The 24014-nt window shown below is 65.2% G+C and carries 21 protein-coding genes; 14 read left to right on the top strand and 7 right to left on the bottom strand.

Annotated features, from left to right (window positions below; genetic code table 11):
* Positions 1–5: 5 nt before the first annotated feature.
* The 5 genes from AC1PPK_RS06865 (at position 6) to AC1PPK_RS06885 (ending at position 6385) form a co-directional block, all read left to right on the top strand.
* On the top strand, positions 6–437 hold the full coding sequence (locus AC1PPK_RS06865; RefSeq protein WP_481117092.1) for a hypothetical protein: 432 nt from the start codon (positions 6–8) through the stop codon (positions 435–437).
* Positions 438–478: 41 nt separating this feature from the next.
* Complete coding sequence (locus AC1PPK_RS06870; RefSeq protein ID WP_481117093.1) at positions 479–2755, top strand: ATP-binding protein; 2277 nt, start codon at positions 479–481, stop codon at positions 2753–2755.
* A gap of 40 nt (positions 2756–2795) precedes the next feature.
* Positions 2796–5015, top strand: coding sequence for an OsmC domain/YcaO domain-containing protein (locus tag AC1PPK_RS06875; RefSeq protein WP_481117094.1), 2220 nt, complete (start codon positions 2796–2798; stop codon positions 5013–5015).
* 504 nt (positions 5016–5519) lie between these two features.
* On the top strand, positions 5520–6059 hold the full coding sequence (locus tag AC1PPK_RS06880; RefSeq protein WP_481117095.1) for a J domain-containing protein: 540 nt from the start codon (positions 5520–5522) through the stop codon (positions 6057–6059).
* 8 nt (positions 6060–6067) lie between these two features.
* Positions 6068–6385, top strand: coding sequence for a hypothetical protein (locus AC1PPK_RS06885; RefSeq protein ID WP_481117096.1), 318 nt, complete (start codon positions 6068–6070; stop codon positions 6383–6385).
* A 91-nt stretch (positions 6386–6476) separates the two neighbouring features.
* On the opposite strand, the gene AC1PPK_RS06890 is transcribed toward AC1PPK_RS06885, so the two are convergent.
* Complete coding sequence (locus tag AC1PPK_RS06890; RefSeq protein WP_481117097.1) at positions 6477–7460, bottom strand: SLAC1 anion channel family protein; 984 nt, start codon at positions 7458–7460, stop codon at positions 6477–6479.
* Positions 7461–7636: 176 nt separating this feature from the next.
* Here AC1PPK_RS06890 and AC1PPK_RS06895 point away from each other — a divergent pair, with 176 nt between their 5' ends.
* On the top strand, positions 7637–8608 hold the full coding sequence (locus AC1PPK_RS06895) for a GlxA family transcriptional regulator (protein WP_481117098.1): 972 nt from the start codon (positions 7637–7639) through the stop codon (positions 8606–8608).
* 176 nt (positions 8609–8784) lie between these two features.
* Here the strand turns inward: AC1PPK_RS06895 and AC1PPK_RS06900 are convergent, their stop codons facing one another.
* Positions 8785–9204, bottom strand: a complete 420-nt coding sequence (locus AC1PPK_RS06900; protein WP_481117099.1) for a DUF2917 domain-containing protein — start codon at positions 9202–9204, stop codon at positions 8785–8787.
* Positions 9205–9354: 150 nt separating this feature from the next.
* Here AC1PPK_RS06900 and AC1PPK_RS06905 point away from each other — a divergent pair, with 150 nt between their 5' ends.
* Entirely contained in the window at positions 9355–10803 is a 1449-nt protein-coding gene (locus AC1PPK_RS06905) for an aminotransferase-like domain-containing protein (RefSeq protein WP_481117100.1), read from the top strand.
* On the opposite strand, the gene AC1PPK_RS06910 is transcribed toward AC1PPK_RS06905, so the two are convergent.
* On the bottom strand, positions 10800–11063 hold the full coding sequence (locus tag AC1PPK_RS06910; protein ID WP_481117101.1) for a hypothetical protein: 264 nt from the start codon (positions 11061–11063) through the stop codon (positions 10800–10802). The two genes, AC1PPK_RS06905 and AC1PPK_RS06910, sit on opposite strands and share 4 nt — an antisense overlap.
* Positions 11064–11274: 211 nt before the next feature.
* On the opposite strand from AC1PPK_RS06910, the gene AC1PPK_RS06915 reads away from it, so the two are divergent.
* On the top strand, positions 11275–11421 hold the full coding sequence (locus AC1PPK_RS06915; RefSeq protein WP_481117102.1) for a hypothetical protein: 147 nt from the start codon (positions 11275–11277) through the stop codon (positions 11419–11421).
* Between the two features lie 26 nt (positions 11422–11447).
* The gene (locus AC1PPK_RS06920) at positions 11448–12644 is read left to right on the top strand and encodes an ATP-binding response regulator (RefSeq protein ID WP_481117103.1); all 1197 of its coding nucleotides are present in this window, start codon (positions 11448–11450) and stop codon (positions 12642–12644) included.
* An 18-nt stretch (positions 12645–12662) separates the two neighbouring features.
* Here AC1PPK_RS06920 and AC1PPK_RS06925 read toward each other — a convergent pair whose 3' ends face one another.
* The gene (locus AC1PPK_RS06925; protein ID WP_481117104.1) at positions 12663–13571 is read right to left on the bottom strand and encodes a hypothetical protein; all 909 of its coding nucleotides are present in this window, start codon (positions 13569–13571) and stop codon (positions 12663–12665) included.
* A 460-nt stretch (positions 13572–14031) separates the two neighbouring features.
* Here AC1PPK_RS06925 and AC1PPK_RS06930 point away from each other — a divergent pair, with 460 nt between their 5' ends.
* Genes AC1PPK_RS06930 through AC1PPK_RS06940 form a run of 3 tightly spaced genes read left to right on the top strand, consistent with a single transcriptional unit; the run spans position 14032 to position 16780 of the window.
* Positions 14032–14850, top strand: a complete 819-nt coding sequence (locus tag AC1PPK_RS06930; protein ID WP_481117105.1) for a class II glutamine amidotransferase — start codon at positions 14032–14034, stop codon at positions 14848–14850.
* Between the two features lie 33 nt (positions 14851–14883).
* Positions 14884–16194, top strand: coding sequence for a sulfite dehydrogenase (soxC, locus tag AC1PPK_RS06935; protein ID WP_481117106.1), 1311 nt, complete (start codon positions 14884–14886; stop codon positions 16192–16194).
* Positions 16187–16780 carry a c-type cytochrome gene (locus AC1PPK_RS06940; RefSeq protein WP_481117107.1) on the top strand — a complete coding sequence of 198 codons (594 nt, stop codon included), beginning with the start codon at positions 16187–16189 and terminating at the stop codon, positions 16778–16780. Before soxC ends, AC1PPK_RS06940 begins: the two co-directional genes overlap by 8 nt.
* A 99-nt stretch (positions 16781–16879) precedes the next feature.
* Here AC1PPK_RS06940 and ftrA read toward each other — a convergent pair whose 3' ends face one another.
* Positions 16880–17875 carry a transcriptional regulator FtrA gene (gene ftrA, locus AC1PPK_RS06945; RefSeq protein ID WP_481117108.1) on the bottom strand — a complete coding sequence of 332 codons (996 nt, stop codon included), beginning with the start codon at positions 17873–17875 and terminating at the stop codon, positions 16880–16882.
* Positions 17876–18016: 141 nt separating this feature from the next.
* Here ftrA and AC1PPK_RS06950 point away from each other — a divergent pair, with 141 nt between their 5' ends.
* Positions 18017–20446 carry a TonB-dependent receptor plug domain-containing protein gene (locus AC1PPK_RS06950; protein ID WP_481117109.1) on the top strand — a complete coding sequence of 810 codons (2430 nt, stop codon included), beginning with the start codon at positions 18017–18019 and terminating at the stop codon, positions 20444–20446.
* Positions 20447–20474: 28 nt separating this feature from the next.
* Entirely contained in the window at positions 20475–21803 is a 1329-nt protein-coding gene (locus AC1PPK_RS06955; RefSeq protein WP_481117110.1) for an aminotransferase class V-fold PLP-dependent enzyme, read from the top strand.
* 99 nt (positions 21804–21902) lie between these two features.
* Here the strand turns inward: AC1PPK_RS06955 and fghA are convergent, their stop codons facing one another.
* Positions 21903–22751, bottom strand: coding sequence for an S-formylglutathione hydrolase (gene fghA, locus AC1PPK_RS06960; protein WP_481117111.1), 849 nt, complete (start codon positions 22749–22751; stop codon positions 21903–21905).
* A 65-nt stretch (positions 22752–22816) separates the two neighbouring features.
* Complete coding sequence (locus AC1PPK_RS06965) at positions 22817–23935, bottom strand: S-(hydroxymethyl)glutathione dehydrogenase/class III alcohol dehydrogenase (RefSeq protein WP_481117112.1); 1119 nt, start codon at positions 23933–23935, stop codon at positions 22817–22819.
* Positions 23936–24014 lie beyond the last annotated feature (79 nt).

The following is a 24014-nucleotide window of genomic DNA, read 5'->3' on the forward strand; positions in this document are numbered from 1 at the left end:
CGATCATGGCGAAGCTGCGTACGCTCCTGTTCGCGCTGCTGGCCCTGCTGGCACCCACGTCCGTGCTGGCGGAGGTGGTGGTGGTGGTCGGGGCCGGCAGTGGTATCAAGTCGTTGACGCAGGACGAGGTCATCAACATCTTTCTCGGCCGCTACCGCAAGCTGCCGTCTGGCATCCTCGCCAGGCCTTATGACCTTCCTGCTGGTGATGAGCTGCGCACGGTTTTCTACCGTAAGTTGGTGGACAAGAATCCGGCGGAAATAAGCGCCTATTGGGCGCGCCTCTATTTCTCCGGCAAGGCGAAGCCGCCCGAAGTGAGCTCCTCCGTACAGGAAATGATCAAGGCCGTGGCGACGGTCGAGGGTGCGATCGGCTATGTTGAACGCCGGCAGGTCGATGAGCGGGTACGGATCGTTCTGCCCCTGGGGAATCCATGAGTGCTCCCGACATAGTGGAACAGGATGCGTCGCAACCTGTGATGTCCGGTTTCAGGAACCGTGGCATTGCCGCGCATGCTGCGGGCGTGACGGTCGTCGCCTTCCTCGTCGCCGCCATCGTCTCGATGGCCTATACCGCCCATGTGACCGGTGAGCGGGCGACCAGCACCATCGAGGCCCGCCTCGAAAGTCTGCTGGGGACAGTGGAAAGCGCGCTGAAAGTGGTGTGCTACGTGCAGGACCGTGAATTGGCCAAGGAAGTTGCCCTGGGCTTGATGAGCAATCCGGAAGTGCTCGGCGTGGTCATCCGCAGCGATGCCGAGGTCCTGGCGCAACTCGAGCGGGGGGGCAGTCGCCGCTCAGCGGCCAGTCGTGTCAAACCCATTACCCGGCGCATCGGATCGCCCTTCAGCAGGGACAAAACGATCGGTGAAATCACCTTGCAGGCGGATGGGCAGGTCGTTGCCGCACTGCGTGACTCCGATATCCGCCTGGCACTGCAGCAGCTGGCGCTGCAATTGCTATTCGTCTTGCTGGTCATCGTGGTGGCTTTCGGGCATTTCTTCATTCGCCCGATGCTCAAGATTTCGTCGGAACTGAAACGCAGGACGCCCGGGGACAGAAAACACCTCTCGGTTCCACAGGGGCATACGGGCACCGAACTGGGCCAGTTGGTTGCCGACATCAATGCCTTGTCGGACCGGCTGGCCGATGCAATGGACGAGTCGGAGCGGGCACGCAAGCTGGCGGAGGCGGCTTCGGAAGCCAAAGGCGTCTTCCTGGCCAACATGAGTCACGAGATCCGGACGCCGATGAATGCCGTGCTCGGGCTGGCCCGCATCGGGGCGCGGGACAGCCAGGAGGCGCGTGGGCGGGATCATTTCAAGCGCATCCTGACGGCGGGGGAGCATCTGCTGGGCGTGCTCAACGATATTCTGGATTTCTCGCGCATCGAGGCCGGCAAGCTCGACATCGACGCGGCGCCGATCTGCCTGTCCGCCCTGATCGCCGAGACGGCCGAACTCGTGCGGCCCCGTTGCCAGGAAAAGGGGCTCCATCTGGCCCTCGATGCCGCACAGAACCTGCCCGCCTGGATTCAGGGGGATGCGCTGCGGATACGGCAGATCCTGGTGAACCTGCTTTCCAATGCGGTCAAGTTCACCGCCCGGGGGCGTGTGTCACTGGCGGTGCGGGTCGAGGGGGGCGACTTGTTGTTCGAGGTTGCCGATGAAGGCATCGGTATGAGCTCAGAGGAGCTTGAGCGCATCTTTCTGCCTTTTGAGCAGGCCAACAACCAGACCACCCGCAACTTTGGCGGAACGGGGCTGGGGCTGGCGATTTCGATGCGTCTGGCGTGCCTGATGGGCGGTGGAATCGAGGTGCACAGCACGGTTGGGCAGGGCAGTTGCTTCAGCCTGCGTCTGCCCCTGGTCGAGGCCGCGGCGCCTGCATCCTGCTCCGACTGCCCGGATCAGGCCTTGCCCGCAGCGAAGCGGCTGGCAGGCCTGCGGGTGCTGGCTGCCGAGGACGTCGAGCTCAACCGCGTGGTGCTTGAGGATCTGCTGCTGCATGAAGGTGCGTATTGCCGCTTTGCCGAGAACGGCCGACAGGCCGTCGAATGCATCAAGCAGCAGCCCGACGCTTACGACGTGGTGTTGATGGACATCCAGATGCCGGAGATGGATGGCTACGAGGCGACCCGCATGGTCCGAGCGCTGGCCCCCGGCCTGCCGGTGATTGGCCTGACCGCCCACGTGGTGCAGCGGGAGCAGGAGCGCTGTCTGGCGGCGGGTATGGTGGCTCATGTGGCCAAGCCGATCGAGCCGGACCGCCTGGTGGCGGCGATCCGGCAGGTTGTCGATTTCCGTCTGATCGACCCGCGCACGGCCCCGCCGCAGGGCGGCCTGGCCGGGGAGCTGGCGGTGGCGCAGGCCGGTCTCTCGGGCCCTGCCGGTGCAGGCGTGCTCGACTGGACCGCTCTGCGGCAGCGCTTCGCCGGCCGACCAGCTCTGATTGACAAGCTGTTGCGCCGGGCGGTGGACGATTTTGGCGGGATGCCGGCCGCGCTACGGCGGTTGGGCGCCGAGGCGAACTTTGCCGAACTCCAGTTCACTGCCCACTGCCTGAGCGGGGTCAGCGGCAATCTGTCCGCCACCTCCTGCCAGGAACTGGCGATGTGCCTGGAGCGCGCCGCCAGAGAGGCCAGCCCCGAGTGCCGGCAACTGGCCGGGCAACTGGCCGATGCATTCGACGCCCTGCTGCTGGAGATCCAGGCCAATCTCGACCACACGGGTTTCCCACCGGGAAAACCGCGATAATGGCGGCCATTCGTTTTGAACGCCATCTCGGAATTCCCCCATGGAAATCAAGGTCAATTTTCTCGACAAGCTTCGTCTCGAGGCCAAGTTCGATGACTTCACGGTAATCGCCGACCAGCCCATCCGCTATAAGGGCGATGGCTCGGCGCCGGGGCCGTTCGATTACTTTCTGGCGTCCTCGGCCTTGTGTGCGGCCTATTTCGTGAAGCTGTACTGCGAAACCCGCAACATTCCCACCGAGAACATCCGCCTGTCGCAGAACAACATCGTCGATCCCGAAAACCGTTATCAGCAGATCTTCAAGATCCAGGTCGAACTGCCGGCGGATATTTCCGCCAAGGACCGTTTGGGCATCCTGCGCTCCATCGACCGCTGTACGGTCAAGAAGGTGGTGCAGACCGGGCCGGAGTTCGTCATCGAGGAAGTGGAGAATCTGGATGCCGACGCGCAGGCCTTGCTGACGCTGAAACCGGATTCGCAGGCCAGCACCTATATTCTGGGCAAGGATCTGCCGCTGGAGCAGACCATCGCCAATATGTCGGGCTTTCTGGCGGGCCTGGGCATCAAGATCGAAATCGCCTCGTGGCGCAATCTGGTCCCCAATGTGTGGTCGCTGCATATCCGCGACGCCCATTCGCCGATGTGTTTCACCAATGGCAAGGGCGCGACCAAGGAAAGTGCTTTGGCATCGGCGCTGGGCGAATATATCGAACGCCTCAATTGCAATCATTTCTACAACGACCAGTTCTGGGGCGAAGACATCGCCAATGCGGATTTCGTGCATTACCCGGACGAGCGCTGGTTCAAGCCGGGCAAGAAGGACGCGTTACCCGAGGGCCTGCTCGACGATTACTGCCTTGAGATTTACAACCCGGACGGCGAGCTGCGCGCGTCGCACCTCTACGACACCAACTCCGGCAATGTGCAGCGTGGCATCTGTGCGCTGCCCTATGTGCGCCAGTCGGACGGCGAGGTGGTGTATTTCCCGACCAACCTGATCGATAACCTGTTCCTCAGCAATGGCATGAGCGCCGGCAATACGCTGGCCGAAGCCCAGGTGCAATGCCTGTCAGAAATCTTCGAGCGGGCGGTCAAACGGGAAATCCTGGAAGGTGAGATCGCACTGCCCGATGTGCCGCAGGGCGTGCTGGCGAAATACCCGGGCATCGTGGCTGGCATCAAGGGTCTGGAAGATCAGGGTTTCCCGGTGCTGGTGAAGGATGCGTCGTTGGGCGGTGAATTCCCGGTGATGTGCGTCACGTTGATGAACCCGCGTACCGGTGGCGTATTTGCGTCCTTCGGTGCACACCCGAGTTTCGAGGTTGCGCTGGAGCGCAGCCTGACCGAATTGCTGCAGGGGCGCAGTTTCGAGGGCCTCAACGATTTGCCGCGGCCGACTTTCGAAAGCAATGCCGTCACCGAGCCGAATAATTTCGTCGAGCACTTCATCGATTCCAGCGGCGTGGTGTCGTGGCGCTTTTTCAGCGCCAAGGCCGATTACGAATTTGTCGAGTGGGATTTTTCCGGCCATGGCGAAAACTCCAATGCCATGGAGGCCGCAACCCTGTTCGGCATTCTCGAGGAGATGGGCAAGGAAGTGTACATGGCGGTCTATGACCAACTCGGCGCAACCGCCTGTCGCATCCTGGTGCCGGATTATTCGGAAGTCTATCCGGTGGAAGATCTGGTCTGGGACAACACCAACAAGGCACTGCTGTTCCGCGAGGACATCCTGAATCTGCATCGCCTCGACAATGTCCGCCTGCAGGCGCTGCTCGACCGGCTGGAGGACAGCCAGCTCGACGATTACACCGACATCATCACCTTGATCGGCATCGAGTTCGACGAGAATACGGAATGGGGCCAGTTGACCATTCTGGAATTGAAGCTGCTGATCAATCTCGCCCTGAAGCAATTCGAAGCGGCGAAGGAGTTGGTGGAGGCCTTCCTGCAATACAACGAGAATACGGTCGAGCGCGGCTTGTTCTACCAGGCCCTGAACGTGGTGCTGGAGGTGGTGCTGGACGACGAGCTGGAGCTGGACGATTACGAGGCCAATTTCCGCCGCATGTTTGGCAACCCGCGCATGGACGCGGCGATGGGCTCGGTGGACGGCAGCGTGCGCTTCCACGGTCTGGCGCCGACGAGCATGAAACTGGAAGGGCTCGACCGGCACCAGCGCCTGATCGACAGCTACCGGAAACTGCACGCGGCGCGAGCCAAGGTGGCGGCTGCGTCCCGCAAAGGGTTGGAATCCTGATAGGGAAGAATCTTTTTGTCCTGTGAAAATAGTTTTTTTTCGTGTGCTCGATTGATTCGGCCACGCCACCGGCGCTTTTTTCCATGCGACCAGGGCCTATGGTGACGTGAAAAAAATGATTCCGTCGCTCCACGGAATTTTCCTGTGGTGTGAAAAAAGATGTTTGCCATATGAAAAAAAGGGTTTGTCACATGACAAATCCTTTTTTTCATATGGAGGAATGAATTTGTGGCGCCACGGAATCTCCCGCTTCCGCCGGCCGAATTCCACCGGCGGATACGCGATCAGATCGAGTCCGCCGTGTAAGCCCGCCGGCGCAGGCTGTGCTTGGTGCGCTATTTGCAACCCCGTTGGAAACAGCGTTCAAACGGGCGATTTTTGTCGTGTTTCCTTCAATTCAAGCCACATACCCGGCCATCTCCTGCCGCCCATCGGACAGACGCCACCCTCACGGCGGCGCGCGCCCCTGCCCGGATCACGCGGGCAAGGCCCCGGAGGCAAGGCATGCCTGACACGTATTCCGCCGCCGGAGACGAGGAATGGGTCATCTGGAACGGGGGGCTCGGCCTCGTCACCACCGCCACACTCGGCCGCGTCGCGCCAGGCAGCAATGGCCGCCAGGCATGGCTGGACGATCCCTTCGACATGGTCGGGCCGTTCAGCCTCGATGAACTCGAGACCCACGGCCGGATCGCTTTTGCGGCCTGCATCGTCATGTCGCGCCAGCGCTGGCAGGAAGACCAGGCGGAATTGCGCGAGGAATCGATCCACCTGCGCCGCGCCGCCCAGCAGCGCATGGACGAAGAGTTCGCGCGCCTCTCCGGCCGGCAGAGCCGCCATCACGGCATGCGCCAACCCGGGGACGAGCGGAAACACCGCGAGGCACTGAACCTGCCGGCCGACGGAAAACTCGACCGCGGCCAGGTCAATGCCGCCTTCAGAAAGCTCGCCCAGAAAGCCCATCCCGACGCTGGCGGCAGCCACGAACAATTCGTACGCATCACGAAAGCACGCTCGGCCTTGCTCGAAACGATCAACAGGTGAATGCAGCCATGACCCAGATCATCGAATTTCCCATTCCGAATAACCCGCGCAATCACGACTACGATGCCGATATTGAGGAAATACTGGCCCCCATCCCGGCAAAGAACCGGGAAAAGCTGCGCTTCGAGCTGATCAAGACGATCGACAGCTACGACACCTATTTCACCCAATGGTCCTTGAGCTTGCCGGAGCAGTGCGATGAAACGCTCAAGAAGCAGATCTATGATCTCGCGCACCAGGAGCATGGCCGGAAAATACGCATGCTGAAGGACATCATGCTGCTCAAAGCACGGCTGCTGGTTTCCGAATACCACAAGTCCAGGTGAATGGCGGCGTGCTGGCTGATTTTGTGCTGGGGGATAAGGGCCGGTAATCGGCCGAAGCGGACGGTGATAGATCTGTTTGCCGTACGATTTCTCAACCTCGGAACAAGCGTCCGGTGAACAAGTGATGCAGTGTCCGCAACAAGATCGCACCGATAGCAACGCTGATCAGTGCCAGTACCAGGGCGGCAATGAGCATGGTCGGCCAACTGCCCTTGGCCAGAGCATATTTCAGGGCCGCGTTGCCGAGAGCTGCCATCGGGAAGCTGGAGGCCCACCATGACAGACCGAACGTGGTCGAGCGTCGAAACACCTTGAAGAACAGCACGACGAATAGAGCCAGACCGAAATAGAACAGCAGCGCAGCAAACATGTCAACGTGGCCAACCAGATTGGTATAAGCGAGAAATCCCACCTCAAATGGCGCAGTCAGAATGAGTAAGGAGGGACGCAGTGGTACGGGCAGCGGATCATGGTGTATCAAGCGTGACATGATCAGCGTGAAAAAGGCGAGCGCCAGCACAGTGCCGACTGCTGTGGCAAACAGATTGATTTCTGGCGCCCAGGTAAACGGCATGGAGCCACCGGCTACCGTGACGTCGAGTGCCGCCACACCAGGGATCAACCACACGGGCGCAGCGTGGGCCGGATCCTGTTTTACCGACAAGAGACGTGACATCACGATATAGCCAAGCATCAGCGTAGTCATGGTGCCGGCAATCCATACGATCTGCCCCAAAGTCGTGTTAAACGGCGACAGAACCGCGGACAGCATCAACAAGGCAATATTGAAGGTTCCGAAGAAGTTGCCGCTGATTGGATGGATGAATTCGCTGGCTACCGCGTCCGGGTACTTGATCCACTTCGCCAGATAAGACAGTCCGATAAGCATGAAAGCCACCACCGCCAGTAAACCGATGGCGTCGCCGATCATGGCGTCACTGCCAAACGCTTTATGCGCCAAACGCCAGGCAAGCGAAAGGCCAGCCAGTCCCATGACCGAAGCAAACAGATTGATCGGCACATGCTTGACCGACAACGGTTTCGTTTCATTCAGCGTTTCTACTAAGGTATTCACGGATTATTCCTCCTCCATTGATTGACTCTGTACGAACGACTGGAACGGCCTATCCCCGTGGACCGATTGTATGGACACTTATGTTTGTCTTAAAGTGACAAAAGACAGCAATTCAAGCCAAGTGCGCGTGCTATATGGTCAGGTGCAACGTGCCGCCGATGGAAACAGGATCTCTCATGCGTATCGTTATTTTGGTTTTTCCCGGAGTGCAATTACTCGACGTAATCGGACCACTTGACGTATTTCATGAGGCTCAAAGGCTATTGGGGCGGCCGGTATATCAGCTCGACATCGTGGCGTTGGCACCCGGGCCGGTGAGCGGCTCCAGCGGGGTACAACTTCTGCCTGGCAGTACCATCAGTGAGGAACAGGCGCCCATCGATACTCTCCTGGTAGCGGGCAGTCCCGAGATCGATTGTGCCTTGGCCGAACACCCGCACGCCGTTCAGTGGTTGCAGCAGCAGGCCAGGAAGGTGCGTAGGTTGGGTTCGGTCTGTACCGGGACGTTTGCGCTTGCGACAGCGGGGCTACTAGACGGCCACAAGGCAACCACGCATTGGAACTCAACAGCTCAGTTGGCCACGAACTATCCCTGTATTGAGGTGGTGCCCGACTCCATCTACGTGAAGGATGGCAGCCTGTACACCTCAGCCGGGGTGACGGCTGGCATGGATCTGGCGCTCGCGCTGGTAGAGGAGGACCTCGGGCGTGAGCTGGCGCTGCGGGTAGCGCGCGAGTTAGTGATGTTCTTCAAGCGGCCAGGCGGGCAGTCGCAATTCAGCACCCATCTTTCGGCGCAGATGTCGGAACGTTCGCTCATTCGAGACATTCAGGTCTGGGTCGTCGACCATCTTGGGGATGAACTATCGCTTGAGCGACTGGCGCTGCTCGCCAATATGAGCCCCCGCAATTTCTCGCGTATCTTCAAAAAGGAAACACAAACCACACCGGCAGCGTTCGTCGAGGGAGCACGGATCGAAGCGGCTAGGCGCATGCTGGAGGATAGTGCGTTGCCATTGAAGCGGGTGGCTGACAATTGCGGTTTCGGCGACATGAATAATTTGCGCCGTGCCTTTCTGCGTCGCCTCGGCGTCAGTCCTAGCGACTATCGACGACGGTTCCAGAAAGATGTACCCGAAGACGAATGACGCTCCATTTCGGTCGGAGGGAATGTCTAGAAATCTTGTGTAAAACAGCTACGGTCCATCACATTGTGAAAGTCGGCTTCGGCCGAGGTCCAGCCGCTGATCCGACGGGCTCTTTCTCGGCCTGATGCGGTGGCTGGACTTCGGTTACATGTAGGGCCATCAACGCATGCTTTCCGTCAGTCCGACCGCCCGCCCAAGGGCTTTATCGCGGCAATCCCTCGCAGCGTGGGCCGCCTCTTACGCCCACGGAACCCGCAACCTTCAGGCCGAACCGTGGCCATGCCGGTATTCGGCAACAAGGAGAGGGCCGGCCAGGCCAGGTTCTTGATGGCGCGGTCGATCAAGCCAGCCAGGCTGAATGCCTCCAACTGAAGGCGTATGGTCGCCTGCTTGCCCATGGGTTCGATGAGGGCCAGGCCGTCGTTTTCCAGCCGGCGCTCCTGGCCGGGTTCCAGGACGCAGTCCGTGGCTTCTCCGGCTACCGTCAGCCAGGCGGTGCCGGTCAGGCAGCGGACCACGGCGCCCTTGCCCTTGATCAGCCTCAGGGGTTGGTTTTCCTGAAGCAGCAGTTCGGTGTTTTCTAGGTTTAGACGCATGGCTCGTTTCCCCGGCTTTCTTTCGGAAAAGTCTAGGCGCGCGCATCGTGGCGATACAGCTACAAAACGGTTAAATTGACACCGATACAGATGCCTGCATCGGCAACTGTGCTGGTGCTGGCGCTTATCAACTGTGCCGTTGGATATTCCATGAGCAAGGAAATGCTGCGTTACGAACAGTTGGCCGAAGAACTGGGAGGCCTCATTGCCACCGGTACTCTGCGTCCGGGGGAGCGTCTGCCGTCGGTGCGGCGTCTCTCCGAAGAGCAGCGGCTGTCGGTCTCCACGGTAGTCCAGGCTTTGCGCCGGCTGGAGGACCGGGGGCTGGTGGAGGCCCGTCCCCAATCGGGCTTTTTCGTGCGCCACCGGGGCCTGCCTTGTTCCGAACCCAGCGCTCGTACCACCCCGGATTCGGCGGTGGCGGTGGACGTCACCCAGCGTCTGTGGCAGGTGCTCCAGGCCAGCATGCAGCCCGGGGTGGCGCCCCTGGCGGCGGCCTTGCCGGCGCCGTCGCTGCTGCCCATCGCGGCCCTGCACCGGCTCTACAGCGGGGTCGCCCGCCGCCATCCGGACCTGCTGGCCGGTAGCAGCCATGCCTTCATGGAGGCGCCGGCCCTGGTGCGCCAGTTGGTGCGTCGCTCCCTGGCCTGGGGCGGCCCGCTGGACGCCGCCGAGATCGTCATCACCAATTCCTGCACCGAGGCCCTGGGGCTCTGCCTGCGGGTGGCGACCCAGCCCGGCGATACGGTGGCCGTCGAGTCGCCGGCCTACTACCTCATGCTGCAGCTGCTGGAGAGCCTGGGCCTGAAGGCGCTGGAGATCCCCACCGATCCCCGCACCGGCTTGTCCATCGAGGCCTTCGACCTGGCTACCCGGCAGGGGAAGGTCGCCGCCTGCCTGCTGGTGCCCAACGCCAGCAATCCCCTGGGCTGCATCATGCCGGACGAGCACAAGCGGCGCCTGGCCCGCCTGGCGGCGGAACGGGGTGTGGCGGTGATCGAGGACGACCTCTACGGCGACCTATTCTTCGGCCAGCAGCGGCCTTGGCCGATCAAGGCCTTCGACCAGACCGGCAACGTCATGCTGTGCTCGTCCTTTTCCAAGAGCCTGACGCCGGCCCTGCGCATCGGTTTTGTGGCGGCGGGGCGCTACCGGTCCCAGGTGGCGCTCCAGAAGACCATCTCCAGCGGCGCCACCAACCCCATCACCCAGCATGTCCTGGGCGAGTATCTGGAATCCGGTGGGTATGACCGCCATCTGCGGACCCTGCGCCGCGCCTACGAGCAGCAGGTCGAGGCCATGCGGGCGGCGGTGACCCGCCATTTCCCGGCCAGCACCCGGCTTACCCAACCCCAGGGTGGTTTCGTCCTGTGGGTGGAACTGCCGGAGGATGTGGATGCGACCGCCCTTCATGCAAAGGCACTGGCCGAGGGCGTGGCCTTCGTCCCCGGAGAGCTGTTCTCCGCCAGCGGTATGTACCGCAACTGCCTGCGCCTCAACTGCGGCAACCCCCATACTCCGGAGATCGAAGATGCCGTGCGGCGCCTGGGAAAACTGATAAGGGAAGGCGACACGCGGGAGGATGAACAGGCGGCCTAGCGTCGTTGCTGGCTGCGTAGGGTTTCCTGTTTCTGATGACGTGCTGGCTCACGCCCCTTCACGCCATTCGCCTCCATCAACTCGCGGAGCGCCTCCGCATCCAGCGCGCTCCACAGATGCCCGCAGGACAGGCAGGCGCGGAAGGGATGGCGGCCGTTGAGTCCGACGGAGTGGCGCAGCGCGAGCAGGCGGAGGCCCTTCGGAAAGAAGCGCTCGGCGCGGCCGTCGTCGTTGCGGTTGGAGTAGATGCTGCCGTCCACCAGCGTCGTCGAGCTGCAGGCCGGACTCCGATCCGATCGGGTCCGTTTCCCATGCTTCCGTTCGCTGTTTCCGGAGCCGGTTGCCAAGTCGGTCTGTAGGCGCTGTATTTCGGCCCGCAGGAGCAGCGCCCGGGGGAAGGTGCCACCTGTGAATGGGTCGAGGACATCACGGAGCGCAAGGTGGCCAGCAGATCGACAGGCTGTGCGCCCCTTGCTCTACGAACAGGATCTCGAGGCTGGGCAGTGCTTCGACGCGCCGACATTGCATGCCCGAATCGGCGGTACACTGTTTAACGAACTGGCCGTCTGCATGACGGAGCTGGACTTCAAGGGCTCCCGCCAGTTGCTTGAGCCTTAGGGGACCTGGGAGAAAGACCTGCCGAAATGAGCACCAAGCCGCTGATCCTGATCGTCGATGACGCGCCGAGCAATGTGCAGGTGCTGGCCCACATCCTGTCCGACCGCTGCAAGGTCAGCTTCGCGCTGTCCGGCGAACAGGCGCTGGAGTTCATCCGCCATAACCGGCCCGAGCTGATCCTCCTCGATGTGCAGATGCCCGGCATGGACGGCTACGAAGTCCTGCGTCATCTGAAGGGCGATCCGGCCACCCGCGACATCCCGGTCATCTTCGTGACGGCGATGAACGACTCGGCCAGCGAATCCGCGGCCCTCGCCGCCGGCGCGATGGACTTCATCCACAAACCGATCAACCCGGATGTCGTGCGCGCGCGGGTGGACGTGCAACTGGCCCTGCGCGCCAAGGAAGTGGCCCTGCGGTTGTACAACGACAACCTGGAGGAGCTCGTCGCCGAGCGTACCCAGGCGCTCCGCAAGGCTCAGCTGGCGGCCGAGGCAGCCAGCGTCGCCAAGACCCATTTCCTCGGTAACATGTCCCATGAGCTGCGCACGCCGCTGCATCAGCTGTCGGCGATGATCCATCTGCTGCAACGCACTGAGCTGTCGGACAAGCAGAAGAGCTTGGCAGACAAGATGGTGCCCATCCACAAGCGGCTCATCGATCTGGTGGATGGGATTCTCAAGGTGACCGAGCTGGAGGCGCGGACCATTGTGCTGCGAGAGGAGCCGTTCGATGCCCGCTCCGTGGTGGAGGAGGTCGTCGCGGACAGCCAGGGGCGGGTGGTGGCCAAGCAACTGCAGCTCATCGCGGACACGGATGCCCTGCGCGGTCTCACGGTGATCGGTGACGCGGCAAACCTGCGTCTCGCGCTGCAGTGCTATCTCGGCAATGCCATCACCTTCACCGAGAAGGGCTCGGTCTGCGTCGTTGCCATGCGGGAGGTGGAAGCCGGCGACGCTGTGGGTGAGGCGGCCGAACTCACGCTGCGTTTCGAAGTGCGGGATACGGGGATCGGAATTCCGGCAGAGGCCGCGCCGCGGCTGTTCAGCATTTTCGAGCAGGTGGACAACTCGCCGACGCGGCGCTTTGGCGGCACGGGTATCGGCCTCGTCACGGTGAAGAAGCTCGCCGAGGCGATGGGCGGCAGCGCCGGCTGTTCGAGCGAGGAAGGCCGCGGCAGCACGTTCTGGTTCACGATCCGTGTCCGGCAGGCGCCGGCTTAGCCAAGTGCTCCGCGGCCGTCAGCCGGTCGGCCGTTGGGCGCGTCGCAGGCTGAGGTACTCGCGGGCGGCGGTGAGCAGCAGCGCGGTGGTGTGGACCACCCAGTCTCCGCGGGTCTTCTTCCAGTTCCGCCAGCCGTCCGGCAGGTGTTTGTCCCGGAACATCGCGACGAGGTCGTCCAGGTCCACGGCCGGGTCGCCGTCGATCTCCCGGCGGCCGGGCTGGTTGGCCAGGAAGGCAAAGAGCAGGCCGAACTCGCCCGCCGCGCCGACCAGGTTGTCCTCGCCGAGCAGGCGGGTCAGCTTCTCTTCCATCCGCCGATGGGCGGCATCCTGATCGTCGGCGCCGCCGAACAGCGTGTGCCACAGCCGGCTGCCGGCACTTTCCGCGAGATCCAGCAGGTCTGAGGCGAGCAGCCGGGCCACGTGGCTGCCGAGCACCTTGGCGGCCGGGTCTCGCATCAGGTTGGTGGCGATGAAGTGTCCCACGTCCGTGCGGCGGATCCAGCCGTCCCGGGCCAGGGCAGCGAGGCGTACAAAGGCGTCGGGATCGAAGCGGCCCGAGCCGGGCGTGGCCGGATCGCCCATCAGGATACCGCTGTGGCCCGGATGGGCGCCCTGGGAGCCGGGGAAGCCCAGGAAGAACAGCCCGGCGGGCACCGGCCGGCCAATGTGCCCGCTGCCGTCGTCCATGCTGGCATGGTTGCCGGCGGCGAACAGCACCAGCAGGTCGCCCAGGTTGCCGCCGCCGCTGTTGCCAAGGATGCGCAGATCCTCCAGGCGTGCCAACGGGGCATCCGCCCCGTTGCATACGGGCAGGACGCCCTCTGCGACGAGGCTGCCGACGAAGGGGCAGGTGGCCTGCCGTTCCGCCAGGCGTCGTTTGGTGTCGTCATCGAGCATGACGGGGTGGGTGCTGGGTTCGCCCATGATGTGCGCTCCGCAAGAGGCCGCCCGCCGGGGCGGGGAATGGCCGGACTCTCAGCCTAGTTGCCGGCCGGCGGGCCGGCAAGGGTGGATGCGGCTGTGCCGATTCCAGCAGCGCTGCCGGCCGGGCTGCCCCGATTGCAGCATCCGGCGGTGCGCCTTTGGGCTGGCTGGCCGTGCGGCGCGGAGGCTGTGAGGGTGCCGTCCGCCGCACCGCGCGGGGCGGGGCGGGGAATAGCCTCGGGCGGTGGGGCAGGGCGATGCGCCCTGGCGTGGATTTTGCGCTGACGACGGGCTGTATCCCGTCAGCCAGAACAAGATCAGGTCTCCGTCCATGATGTCTCGCGTCCGCTGCTTTCCGTTCCGCCGTCTCGCCGCCACGCGGCGTGCCGGGCCTGGTCGAACGGGCCTGCGCCCGCGCCGGGACGCATCCTGAACGCCAGGCCGCGCCGGAAACGATCCCATGTGCCAACTGCTTGGCCTCAACAGCAACCTGCCCACCGACATCTGCTTCTCCTTCACCGGCTTCCGGGCCCGCGGCGGGGAGACGGACAAGCACGCCGACGGCTGGGGCATCGCCTTCTTCGAGGAGGGCGGCGTGCGCGTGCTGCATGATCCGCAGCCGGCCTGCTCGTCGCGGCTGGCGGCGCTGGTGGCGGATCATCCGCTGCACGCCACCACCGTCATCGCCCACATCCGCAAGGCCACTATCGGCGCGGTCCGCCTGGAGAACACCCATCCCTTCTCGCGGGAGCAGTGGGGCCGGCAGTGGGTGTTCGCCCACAACGGCACGCTGCTCGACTTCGCGCCAGTGATCGAGGGCCGCTTCCGGCCGGCCGGCACCACCGACAGCGAACTCGCCTTCTGCTGGCTGATGGAAGGCCTGCAGCGCCGCTTCGGCGACAGCCCGCCGGAGCGTCTGGCGCTCTTCGAATGGCTGCGCGGGGTGGCCATCGCGCTGACCCGCTTCGGCGTCATCAACTTCCTGCTGTCCGACGGTGAGCTGCTGTTCGCCCACAGCTCCACGCGCCTCAGCCACGTGACGCGCCAGGCGCCCTTTGGCGACGTGCAGCTGGTGGATGCCGATCTCAGCGTCAACCTCGGCGACCGCCTCGATCCGGCGAGCCGTACCGTCATCGTCGCCACCGTGCCGCTCACCGCCAACGAGCACTGGGTGCCGATGCCGGCCGGCAGCCTGTGGTGCTTCCAGGCCGGCGAGCTGGTGGCGATGGCCCCGACGCGGGCCGGCAAGGCTCCGCTGGCCACCGACGACTGCGTGTAAGCCTTTCTTCCGACGACTCTCCCGCGAGGTTCCATGCCCCCCTATCTGCCGCCGCCCGGCCTCGACGCCGGTGCTGACCTGGTTGCCGACAAGAGTGCCAAGCCGCCTGGCCGCCGCCGTTTCCTGCAGGGTAGTGCGGCGCTGGCCGGTGGGGCCGTCGCCGCCACGCTGGCCGGCTCCGCCCGCGCCGCCGGCGAAGCCCTGCCGGTGCCGGCGTGGACGCGCAGCCAGGGGCGGCCGGCGGCCAATCCCTACGGCCAGCCGTCGGGCTTCGAGGGGCGGGTGATCCGCCGCGTCCGCGAGGGCGCCCAGCCGACCTTCCCCACCGCGGCGTCGAGCCTGACGCCGCTGGCCGACATCTTCGGCACCATCACCCCCAACGGGCTGGTCTTCGAGCGCCACCACGCCGGTATCCCGGACATCGACCCGGAGCAGCACCGGCTGGTGATCCACGGCCTGGTGCAGCGGCCGCTGTCCTTCAGCCTCAACGATCTGCTGCGTTTCCCGGCGGTGTCCCGCGTGCATTTCCTCGAATGCGCCGGCAACAGCGGCAGCGAATGGCGTCCGGCGCGCAAGCTCACCGTGCAGTCCCTGCATGGCCTGCTCAGTTGTTGCGAATGGACCGGCGTGTCCCTTGGCACGCTGCTGCAGGAGGTCGGCGTGGCGCCGGAGGCCAAATGGCTGCTCGCCGAAGGGGCCGACGCGGCGGCGATGACGCGCAGCGTGCCCCTCGACAAGGCCCTCGACGACGCGCTGATCGTCTATGCCCAGAACGGCGAGATGCTGCGCCCGGAGCAGGGCTACCCGCTGCGCCTGCTGCTGCCGGGCTGGGAGGGCAATATCAGCGTCAAGTGGCTGCGCCGCCTCAAGCTCGGCACTGAGCCGTGGCAGAGCCGCCAGGAAACCTCCAAGTACACCGACCTGCTGCCGGACGGCACGTCGCGCCAGTTCTCCTTCGTGCTCGACGTGAAGTCGGTGATCACCGGGCCGTCCGGCGGGCAGACCCTGAAGAGCCGCGGCCGCCAGCAGATCACCGGCCTGGCCTGGTCCGGCCACGGGCGCATCCGCCGCGTGGACGTGTCCATCGACGGCGGGCGCAACTGGGAAGAGGCGGTGCTGCAGACGCCGGTGCTCGACCGCGCGCTGACCCGTTTCAGCCTGCCCTGGCAGTGGGACGGCGGCCCGGCGGTGCTGCAGAGTCGGGCGGTGGACAGCCACGGCAACGTGCAGCCGACCCGCAGCCAGCTGATCGCCGCTCGCGGCACCGAGTCCGCCTACCACTACAACGGCATTCAGAGCTGGCAGGTGCTGCCGAGTGGGGAGGTGCACAATGTCCATGTTTGAACGCAAACCGCTGGTGGCGCTGCTTGGTGCGCTGGCGTTGTCGGCCGTGCTGTCCGCCTGCCACAGCTTGCCCGCGGGAAGCGGTCAGCCTCTCGGCGTCGGCACGCCGGTGAACGCCGCCCAGCTGGCGGCCTGGGATATCGACATCGACGCGGACGGCCGCGGCCTGCCGCCCGGCAGCGGGACGGTGGCCGCCGGCCAGCGCATCTACGAGACCCGCTGCATCGCCTGCCATGGCGCTGGCGGCCAGAACGGCATTGCCGACCGCCTGGCCGGCGGGCAGGGCAGCCTCGCCACCAAGACGCCGGTGCGCACGGTCGGCAGCTTCTGGCCCTACGCCACCACCCTGTTCGACTACGTGCGGCGGGCGATGCCCTTCGACAGCCCCCAGTCCCTGGCGCCGGACGAGGTGTATGCGGTGAGCGCCTACGTGCTGCATCTCAACGGCCTGCTGCCGGCCGACGGGCGCCTCGATGCGGCCAGCCTGCCGCGCATCGTGATGCCCAATCGGGACGGCTTCAAGGTGGACGACCGTCCGGACGTGGTCGGCACCCGCTGCATGAAGGACTGCACGCCGGGCTCCTGAGGTCCCGGCTGCTGCCTGGGCCCGCTTCTCGTGCGGGCCGGGCTGCAGCGTTGTGGCGGCGCTGCGCGGCCCGCAGCAGCGGGCGGCTTTGAAGGAATCTCAGGCGGCGGCGCCTTCCGCCCCATCGCCCTGGGTTTGCAGGAAGGCGCGGCGGTAGCTTGATGGGCTGACCCGCGCGACGCGCCGGAAGTGGTGGCGGAAAGATTCCTCCGAGCCGAAGCCGGCCCGTTCGCAGATCGCCGCGATCGGCACGTGGGGCGTTTCCAGCAGCTGCTTGGCCAGCGCCACCCTTTCCTGCAGCAGCCATTCGTAGGGTGACAGGCCGGTGGATTCGCGGAACTGGCGCTGCAGCGTGCGTGGGCTCATGGCCGCCCGGTCGGCCAGCGAGGCCACCGTATGCGGGCGGTCCAGGTGCTGGCGGATCCAGTCGATCAGGCGCGACAGACGGCCGGACTCGTCGGCCGGCAGCGGCCGCGACACGAACTGGGCCTGCCCACCTTCCCGGTGCGGCGGCACGATCAGGCGTTGGGCGACCCGGTTGGCCACGCGGCTGCCGTAATCCCGCGCCACCAGGTACAGCATCATGTCCAGTCCGGCCGCCGAGCCCGCCGAGGTGAGGATCTGGCCGGCATCCACATACAGGGAGTCGGCCTCGACCTGGATTGTCGGGAAGCGCCGCTTCATCTTGTCCGTGAAGCGCCAATGGGTGGTGGCCCGCTTGCCGTCCAAGAGGCCCGACCAGGCCAGCACGAAAGCCCCCGAGCAGATCGAGCAGATGCGCGTGCCGCGCGTGTAGGCGGCGCGCAGCCGGTCCTGCAGTGCGTCGGGCGGCGGCTCGTCCGGGTCGCGCCAGCCGGGGATGATGATGGTATGGGCCTGGTCGAGGATCTCTAGCCCGTTGGGTGCTTCGAAACGGATGCCGCCGCTGGCGCGCAGGGTGCCACCCTCGGCCGAGCAGACCGCGAAGCGATACCAATCCACGTCCAGTTCGGGACGTTGCAGATCGAATATTTCGGTGACGCAGCCGAATTCGAAAGCGCCCAGCCGATCATAGGCGACGGACACGACAAGCTTGTTTTTATCTTTTATTTTCATATGGATATGAGTAAGGCAATGGCGCAATGTTGAGGTTGATTGTCCGTTCCTCCAATGCCATGCAGGAATCCTGCCAGGGATAATTTCGACTCGTTTTTGTCACTCCCGACCGAATATCCGTCAGCACTCCAAGAGGAATCAATGAGCCCCAGCCTCCGTCCCACGACCGCCCTGCTGACCCTTTTGTCATCCGGCTACGCGCTGGCCCAGACTCCGGCCGCCGATCCGGCCCAGTCCTTCGACACCGTCATCATCACCGGCACCCGCCAGGCCGGCCTGAAGGCCGCTGACAGCCCGGCACCGATCCAGATCCTCGATGCCGCCACGCTGAAGCGCGGCGGCCAGCCCGACCTGCTCCAGGCCCTCACGCAGAACGTGCCGGCGTTTACCTCTGACGCCAAGGGCGGCGACGCCGCGGCGCTGACCACCGCCGCCCGCCTGCGCGGCCTCAATCCCAACCACACGCTGATCCTCATCAACGGCAAGCGTCGCCACGGCACCTCCAACGTCAATGTCACCGGCGGGGCCTTCTCCGGCGGAGCGTCGGCCGACCTGAGCCTGATCCCGCTGTCCGCCATCGACCACATCGAGGTGCTGCAGGACGGCGCCGCCGCCCAGTACGGTTCCGACGCCATTGCCGGCGTCATCAACATCATCCTCAAGCGCAACGACCAGGGCGGCACCGTCAGCTTCGGCGGCGGCCAGTACTACGACGGCGACGGCACCAGCGGCAACCTGTCCGCCAACATCGGCCTCAAGCCCCACGAGGACGCCTTCCTGAACCTCAGTGTCGAGACCAAGTACCACGGCCACAGCGACCGCAGCGATCTCGACGCGCGCTTCGTGCCGCCCTACCTGACCGCCGCCAACGCCAACGTGAAGAACGCGGCGGGCTATCCCTACGTGAACCGGACCTTCGGCGATGCGGCCGTGCGCCAGACCATCCTGTCCGCCAACGGTGGTATCGACCTGTCCGGCGGCACTGAGCTGTACGGCTTCGCCACCTATGGCGCCAAGCACGCCGAGGCGATCCAGAACTACCGCGGCACCTCCACCGCGCCGGGCGTCTATCCCCTCGGCTTCAGCCCGGTCGAAGTCCACGACGAAGAAGATTTCGCCTTCACCGTCGGCGTGAAGGGCGAGGCGCTGGCCGGCTGGCGCTACGACCTGGCCACCACCTACGGGCGCGACTACGCGTCGGTGGGCAATATCGACTCGCTGAACGTGCAGTTGTGGAAGGACACCGGCAGCACCCAGAGCCGCTTCTACGAGGGCTATCTGAAGGCCAACCAGACCACCACCAACCTGGATTTCAGCCGCGACTTCAACGTGGGCTGGGCCTCGCCGCTCAACGTGGCCTTCGGCGCCGAGCACCGGGTGGATGAATACGCCATCGGTGCCGGCGAGCCGGCCTCCATCTATCGCGGCGGCGCGGCGGCCTTCCCTGGCTACACCGCGTCCGACGCCGGCAACCACAAGCGGCGCAGCAATGCGCTGTACGTGGACGTGGCCGGTTCGCCGATCGACAAGCTGAAGCTCGACGCCGCGCTGCGCACCGAGCGTTACAGCGACTTCGGTAGCGCCACCGTCGGCAAGCTGACTGGCCGCTACGATGTGGCGCCGAGCTTCGCGGTGCGCGGTACGGTCAGCAATGGCTTCCGCGCGCCGACGCTGGCCGAGCAGAGCTATTCGGCCACCTCGGTGTCGCCGACCACCGCCTCGGTGATCCTGCCGACCTCGGCCGCCGCCGCGCGCCTGCTCGGCATCGACGAGCTGAAGGCCGAGAAGTCGCGCAACTTCAGCATCGGCATCGTCACCAAGCCGGCGCCCAAGGTGACCGCCACGCTGGACGTCTACCAGATCAACATCAAGGACCGCATCCTGCAGAGCGGCACGCTGTACGGCATCCTCAATGGCGCGGTGCGTGCCGACGCGGTCAATGCGGCCATCGTCGCCAACGGCAACAGCATCCCGGCCGGCCTGTCGTCCACCGGCGTGGTGGTTTTCTCGAACGCCGGCGACACCCGCAACACCGGTGCCGACGCGGTGCTTACCTACGCCGACGACTACGGTAGCTTCGGCCGGGTGGACTGGAGTCTGGGTGCCAATATTAACCAGGTGAAGGTCACCAAGGTGAAGGGCGCGCCGAGTCAGCTCAACGGTCAGCAGTTCCTCGACAAGACGGCGATCAGCTACATCGAGGATTCGTCGCCCGCTTTCCGCATCAATCTGGGCGCCCTGTGGCGCAAGAACGACTGGACGGTGAACCTGCGCGAGAACGTCTTCGGCCCGTCGTCCTATTACACCTCGGTGAACAACGTCACCTATTACGAGAACCGCACCGGCACCAAGTTCATCACCGACCTGGATGTGACCCGGCAGATCACCAAGGCCTGGGCCGTGACGGTGGGCGCCAACAACCTCTTCAACGTCTATCCGGACAAGCTCAACAGCGACTACCGCCAGGCCCTCAATGCCCTCGGCCGGCAGAACGTGGCCCAGTACGCGTCCTTCTCGCCGATCGGCATCAACGGCGGCTACTACTACTTCAAGGCCAACTACCGCTTCTGAGCGCGCGCCCATTCACGGAGTCTCCGACATGAATCCCCAACTCTCCCGCCGGGCCCTGCTGAAGGGCTCCCTCGGCCTGGCCGTGGCCGCCGCTGCCACGCTGCGCGGCGCGCCGGCCCTGGCCCAGTCGGCGTCCGTCCCCGTCGCCCTGCCCGCGCTGCCGGGCGGCGATGCGCCGACGCTGGCCCGCAACGAGGCCTACTGGGCGCAGATCGCCGCGCTGTATCGCCAGTCGCCGGATTTCGTCAATCTGGAGCACGGCTTCTACGGCATCATGGCGCGCCCGGTGCTGGTCGAACTGCAGCGCAACATCGAGCGCCTCAACGAGCGCAATTCCTATTTCCTGCGCCAGGAGTACGGCCGCGAGACGGACGCCGTGCGCGGCCGCATCGCTGCGCTGCTCGGCGTGCAGGCCGACGAGATCGCGCTGACCCGGGGCGCTACCGAGGCCCTGCAGAACCTGATCACCAACTACCGTGGTCTCCAGCCCGGCGACACGGTGATGTACGCCGACCTGGACTACGACAGCGCCCAGAGCGTCTTCGACTACCTGCCGGAGCGGCGCGGCGTGAAGGTGGCGCGCATCGTGCTGCCGGAGCCGGCCACCGAGGCCGGCATTGTCGATGCCTACGCCAAGGGGCTGGCCGCCAATCCGGGCACGCGCTTGTTACTGCTGACCCACATCAACCACAAGACCGGGCTGATCCTGCCGGTGGCGGAGATCACCCGCCTGGCCAAGGCTCGTGGGGCGGACGTGATCCTCGACGCGGCCCATTCGTGGGGCCACATCGACTTCCGTCTGCCGGAACTGGGCGGCGTCGATTTCGCCGCCTTCAACCTGCACAAGTGGGTTGGCGCGCCCCTCGGTGTGGGCTTCCTGTACATCCGCAAGAGCCGCCTCGACGACATCGCGCCGCACTTGAGTGCAGCCGGGGAGGGCACCGGCGATATCCGCGCGCGGGTCCATACGGGCACCACGGCCACCGCGAACGTGCTGACGGTGCCGGCCGCGCTGGACTTCCAGGCCGCCATGGGCGTGCCCAACAAGGAGGCCCGCCTGCGCTACCTGCGCGACTACTGGGTGGAGCGGGTGCGCGACGTGAAGGGCGTGCAGATCCTGACGCCGGACGCGCCGCGCCTGCACGGGGCGATCAGTGCGCTGCGCATTGGTGGGCGAAGCAGCCTGGCCGACAGCCAGGCCCTGGCACGGCGCCTGCGCGAGCAGTACGGCATCTTCACGGTGGCCCGCGGCGGGCTGGCGTCGGGTGCGGTGGTGCGCGTCACGCCGGCCATCTTCACCCGCCCGGCCGATCTGGACCGGCTGGTGACAGCGGTGAAGGAGATTGCCCGCGGTTGAGCGGGCCTGGAGGTGCATACCCGGCCAGGAGCGAAGTCATCCGTTCCTGACCGAGCGAGGGGCAGGGCCGTTGGCAGGACTCATGTCCTGCTCCTGCCGTCAGCCGCGCAGCGCCGCCGCGTGGTGGCGCAGGTGGTCCTCGATGAAGCTGGCGATGAAGTAGTAGCTGTGGTCGTAGCCCTGTTGGCGACGCAGGTTCAGAGGATGGCTGACGGCCGCGCAGGCACGGGCGAGGGCGTCCGGCTTGAGCTGTCCGGCGAGGAAGCTGTCGGCCTCGCCCTGGTCCACCAGCAGCGGCAGGCGCTCGCCGGCGGAGGCGATCAGTTCGCAGGCGTCCCATTCGCGCCAGCTTTCCCGGTCTTCGCCGAGGTAGCGGGACAAGGCCTTGTGGCCCCATGGGCAGTCCATCGGGTTGCTGATCGGCGCGAAGGCCGACACCGACAGGTAGCGGCCGGGGTTGCGCAGCGCGCACACCAGCGCGCCGTGCCCGCCCATGGAATGGCCGGAGACGCCGCGGCGCGGACTCACCGGCAGGTGCGCCTCGACGAGGGCCGGCAGCTCGTGCACCACGTAGTCGTGCATGCGGTAGTGGTCTTTCCACGGGGCCTGGGTGGCGTTCACGTAGAAGCCGGCGCCGTGTCCGAAATCCCACGCGCCGTCCGGGTCGCCGGGCACCTCCGCGCCGCGCGGGCTGGTGTCGGGGGCGACGATGGCGATACCCAGCTCGGCGGCAACCCGGTGGGCGCCGGCCTTCTGCATGAAGTTCTCGTCCGTGCAGGTGAGGCCGGACAGCCAGTACAGCACCGGCACCGGGCCGTACTCGGCCTGCGGCGGAAGGAATACGGCGAAAGTCATGTTGCAGCCGGTGCTGGTGGCGGCATGCCGGTAACGGCGATGCCAGCCGCCGAAGCTGCGGTTCTCGGAAACGAGGGTGAGGGGAGAAGTCATGGGGCGGGCTCCCGGCGAGCCCGGCGGGCGGGCCCGGATGCGCCCGCCCGCCGGGCCGCGCCGCTTTACTTGTCGAAGTGGATGACGGTGCGGATGCTCTTGCCTTCGTGCATCAGATCGAAGGCCTTGTTGATGTCCTCGAGGCCCATCGTGTGGGTGATGAAGGTGTCGAGGGGAATCTCGCCGCGCTGGGCCTTTTCCACGTAGCCCGGCAGCTCGGAGCGGCCGCGCACGCCGCCGAAGGCGGAGCCGCGCCAGACGCGGCCGGTGACCAGCTGGAAGGGGCGGGTGGAGATCTCTTCGCCAGCGCCGGCGACGCCGATGATGATGGATTCGCCCCAGCCCTTGTGGCAGCACTCCAGCGCCGAGCGCATGACCTTGGTGTTGCCGATGCACTCGAAGGAGTAATCGACGCCGCCATCGGTGAGGTCGACGATGACTTCCTGGATCGGCTTGTCGTAGTCGAGCGGGTTGATGCAGTCGGTGGCGCCGAGTTGCTTGGCGATCTCGAACTTGGCCGGGTTCACGTCGATGGCGACGATGCGCGAGGCCTTGGCCATCACCGCGCCGATCACCGCCGACAGGCCGATGCCGCCGAGGCCGAAGATCGCCACGGTGGCGCCCGGCTCGACCTTGGCGGTGTTCATCACCGCGCCGATGCCGGTGGTCACACCACAGCCGAGCAGGCACACCTTCTCGAGTGGGGCGTCCTTGCTGATCTTGGCCACCGAGATTTCCGGCAGCACGGTGTATTCGGAGAAGGTGGAGGTGCCCATGTAGTGGAAGATGGGCTTGCCGTCCTTGCTGAAGCGGGTGGTGCCGTCGGGCATCAGGCCCTTGCCCTGGGTGGCGCGGATGGCTTGGCACAGGTTGGTCTTGCCGGACAGGCAGAACTTGCACTTGCCGCATTCGGGCGTGTACAGCGGGATCACGTGGTCGCCGACGGCCACCGAAGTGACGCCTTCGCCGATCGCCTCGACGATGCCGCCGCCCTCGTGGCCGAGGATGGTCGGGAAGATGCCTTCCGGATCGGCGCCGGACAGCGTGAAGGCGTCGGTGTGGCAGACGCCGGTGGCGACGATGCGCACCAGCACCTCGCCGGCCTTCGGCGGGGCCACGTCCACTTCGGTGATTTCGAGGGGCTGCTTGGCGGCCCAGGCGACGGCGGCGCGGGATTTGATCATCGGTGTCTCCGGTGGAAGGCTGAAGGAAAGACAGAAGTGTAATTTATGGGCTGCTGGCGGATAATCCGGTGCTTCGTAA

The organism is Zoogloea sp. JDB1 (assembly GCF_056724025.1).